Raw genomic sequence first — 4,282 nt, forward strand, 5'->3', positions numbered from 1 at the left:
CAACTCCTCGACTTTCCCAAAGTCGTCGATTTCATGCAAGAACAACTGGCTAAAAAGTGGAAAGACTTAGCAATTAAAGGAGCAATTCATCACGGTTCAGCAATGGCTCAACCTTGTGAAAACCTCAAACCCGGTACAATTGTTGCCCCCCACTTGCGGCACGGCACAGAAGTTATCGTTACCCGATACCCAATTGTCAGTAAAGATAACATCCGCCGCTACACAGTAGACAACAAAATCCAGCCTGAATTAACGCAGTACAAAGGGTGCGTTTTCATTCGCTCTGACCAAGCCATGCAGCATCACCAATGCGATTTTGATGGCGATCAATTAGTAATTACGCCTGCTTCCCGAATGCCGAATATCGCCTCTGAAACCAGGCACGCTAATCAAGAGAATGAGTACGATGCTGTTGAGAAGCGAGAGAAAGTTGACTACAATAAAGCTACCGATAGTGATGGCGATCGCAAGTATACCAAATTACGGCAAATTGCCGTAGCCATCGCCCAAAATAAAATCGGCTGGGTGGCTACCTTAATCGGGAGAGTGCAATCGTCAGCAGCAGAACCGGGACAGCCAGAAAGTTTATTCAATCAACAGAAGCGGCAGCTTCTTGGAAAGCTATTTGATGCCCTGCAAATTGAAGTGGACAGTCCCAAAAGTGCTACTCGCACCGAAGACCACCACCCCACCTTGTTGTCCAACGCTAAGCAGTGGTCAGAACAGCACCCAAGCTACCTATTTGATTACAAAGACGACCCCAGGCTTTACAAAACCGTGCCATTACCTATAGGAGACGGCACCGCTATCAATTGCATTGCTAGAGAGGCTGTTAACCCAGAGTGGGAACCGACTCGTCTAAAAAGCCGCCACCGCGACGAGTTTCGCTACTTGTTTGAGTCTCCTTCTGACTTAGATGAGCGAGAAAAATGGGAGAAACATTATGTCAGGTGGGCGCAAGATATTAAGGAACGCTATCGAGAAAGGATGGGTGAAATTCACTTGGAGTGCGGCGGCGATTCTAAGGCAATTAAAGAAGCCGTCAGCAAGTTATACGAGAGCTTAAGAGCCGATGTAACTGAAGCTTGGACTGACCCTGAAGAACGGTTTTTAGCTGCTAGTGCTATGTGGCACGTCGAAACCGCAAATCCCAACTTAGAAGTCCCTCGCAAAGCTTGTAAGGAACTTTCTCGCCAACTGCTGATTGAATTCAACCTTGAACCTGAGTACGAGCGACTCCACGAAGCAATGCCAAAAGACACTTACGTTCTGAGCGTCCCTTTCGAGGAATTTGAACGGGACGGCAGCAATAAGACTGTCAGGGATAAGAAGCGACAGCCAGTTGGCAAAGACTTAGCTGGACATTGGAAAGAATTGTTAGACAGCAAAGGCATTAAATATGAAGCAACTTTGCATCCGAGCCTGCCAATGGTCAATTTTGCCTTAATTGAACCCAGCGACAAACTGGTGGGAATTCTTGAGAAGAAGTTTTGCGAAAATGTCAACGACATCGACAGTTTAGACTTAACTTACCGCGATGGTCTTGGTCGCACCAAAGATGTCAGTTCACGTATTGTAGCTCCTGCTGATTATACTTGGCTTGAGTCCCAAAACCAAACACCTAAAGCAGCATTGGTTCTCAATTTGTTTACGGATGAAATTTGCCAGCAATTGCAAACCTTTCAGTTTGACAGAGCTGAGCTGATTGGGCAGAAGTACAATGACTTAAAAGATGTTGACTTTAGCAGTCCCAAATGGAGGCAGAAAACATTGACTTTTGAGGTGGGTTCTGTTAGCGGTAGCGGTTCGAGACGCGACGGCAGCCCTATTGTCCTCCTTGACGGACAAGAACTAGCCATGTTCTCTACTAATTCACCTAAATTGCCGATCGGCAGTACCTTTGAGGCCACTATTGAACCCTCGCCTAAAGGCAGTGCTCTGATCTTAAACATCAACCCTAGCTCTGTGCAACTAATTGAATCAGTTGAGGAACTTGCAGAAGTCGCGCCAACTCCTTGTCAAGGGCGATCGCTATCCGTATCGCCAACTCCTTGTCAAGAGCGACCGCTTGTATCGCCAACCCCTACCCAAAAGCGATCGCAATCCGTATCGCCAACTCCTACCCAAAACAAACCGCCCTCTCAACCCGAAGAGATTGCTGCCAGCCCCACCCACCTCTCACAATTGCTGAAAGATGCGATTTCTGAAGCATATAACCAAACTGGAGAAACTAAAATTCCTGTGGGGAACTGGACAGCTTTTATTAGCCAATCTCGCAATAATGTTAGGTGTTTAGTCAGAGATGAAGCTGATAATCCGGTCTTGGCTGCTGACTTGAAAACAGGTCAAATCATTAAGAAACTTTCTGAAAACAACAGCTCTCAGTTTATTAAATATCTCAGAGAGGTTGATGCTGAATTAGCTTCTACATCTTCACAAAAAAGAGATGCAGATACACAACTTTAATATCAACTACCGCACATCTAAGAGCGGGTAAGTGTGAACACCAGGAAAGCTCGTTGACCGAACAGTTAGTTTTTTAGTGAGTTTCAAACAGGGGATAAGACGATTCCCCCTCCGATTGGAGGGGGTCACTTTAACTCCCCAAAACCGCTCTTCCGAGTGAAGTCAGTAGCCATACTGCTCGAATTTCATGGGAAATATCCACTCACACCGCCACAAAGATTATGGCTACAAAAACAGCATACCGAAGCCGAAGCCAGGGAAACTACATCACCCCTAACACAGCCGAGGGCAAGAAAATTCTCAACTACCTAAGAAATCGCTGCGAGAAAGCTTTAGATTACTGCCTGGAAAACGGACTCACCAGCGTAGAAGATTTTGCCGATGCAATTGAAGAACTAACGGAAGCAGACGGCAAACCTGGCATTAGCGTGGAGGTCAAGCACAACGGACTCGTCCTCAGTTTGAGCGATCGACCCGAGTACGGCTCTACCACAGGAAAGTACATGATGGAACACTTGGGAGAGCCGGACGACAACCGATTTACTAAAACAGGAATTGAAGCATTACTCGATTTGCCTCGAACTAAAACAAGGTCTAAAAAAGACAATTTACTAGATGAATTGGATGATGAGCAACCCTCCCCCAAGTCTAAATCTAAAGTTGCAACTAAGTCTAAAAAAGACGATTCACTAGATGAATTAGAGGATGAGCAACCCTCGCGTCGATCGAAATCTCAAACGACCAACAAGTCTAAAAAAGACGATTTGCTAGATGACTTAGAAGATGATGAACCATCGCACAAATCGAAATCTAAAGCCAATATCAAATCAAAAAAAGATGAAATAGAAAATTCGGATGACGACGAGCCATCACCCAACTCTCAAACCAAAAGAAGACCCCGAAAAGATGACGTAGAGGAGTTGGAGTCGGAAGAGCCACTGGTTAAATCTAAAGCCTTAAGCCGCTCTCCGAGAGATGAGCTAAGTGAGTTAGATGAGTTTGAATTCAAAGAACCTCAACCTAAAGCTAAGCCTCAAACTAAAAGCCACCTTCAAAACTCTGAGCGAGAAGATTTGGAAGACGAAGAATTATCAGCTAAATCCCAAGCCAAAAGAAAACTTCAGACAGATGAAGCGGTAGAAGTTGCTGAATCCTTAGCACGCACACCTTCAAAAACCCGAACTAGCCAACAGCGACCTCAAGGCAAAAAATCAAACGACCAGAACATCGATAGTATCCTCGATGCTGCTGTACAAGTTAGTGGTAGAACAGCCATTTCTGGAAGTGAGGTAGAAGGTACAACTGTCAGCGGTCTGAGCGGTCAAGTTGCGGTTCTCGCTACTCTGATGGGGAAAAAAGCAGCTTCTCAAATTATAGAAGCTGCTCTTGGGGCTGGAAAAGAGCGCCAAGTTGCCGGTATTGTCAAAAGGCTCCAAGCTCAAAGCCAGCGAGCTGACTCGCTGTCGCAGCGGGTTACCAACTTGGTTGAAGCGGATTCAGTTGCAGATGCAATGGTCGAATCCGAAGCTTTACCAATAGCTGAACCGGAGCCAGAACCGGAACACAACATCTTACCTGAACCGGATGCCGAATTTGTCTCAACACCCGGTATGCTCTTAGCTAAAGCTGTTAGCAAAGTCCACGGAAAAGTTGATAAAATTTCCGGTCGTGTGAGAGACAATAATTCTGAAAAAACGGCTTCTATTAAGATTGACACAGAGGCGAGTTTTGAAGAACAGCTCGTACAAATAAATGAAGCACTCAACCGACTTGAAAAGCGACTCGATACCCTAGAAGAGCGAATAGAAGCTTTAGA

2 protein-coding genes are annotated in these 4,282 nt (G+C 45.7%); both read left to right on the plus strand.

The features are described from left to right. The coding region (locus tag QUB35_RS38505; RefSeq protein ID WP_333148280.1) for a hypothetical protein at positions 1-2,466 on the plus strand (2,466 nt) is incomplete at its 5' end. Positions 2,467-2,687: 221 nt separating this feature from the next. Further along, a partial coding sequence (locus tag QUB35_RS38510; protein WP_333148282.1) for a hypothetical protein occupies positions 2,688-4,282 on the plus strand: 1,595 nt, incomplete at its 3' end.

The sequence above is a fragment of the Microcoleus sp. B13-B6 genome (genome assembly GCF_036705405.1).
Taxonomy (GTDB): domain Bacteria; phylum Cyanobacteriota; class Cyanobacteriia; order Cyanobacteriales; family Microcoleaceae; genus Microcoleus.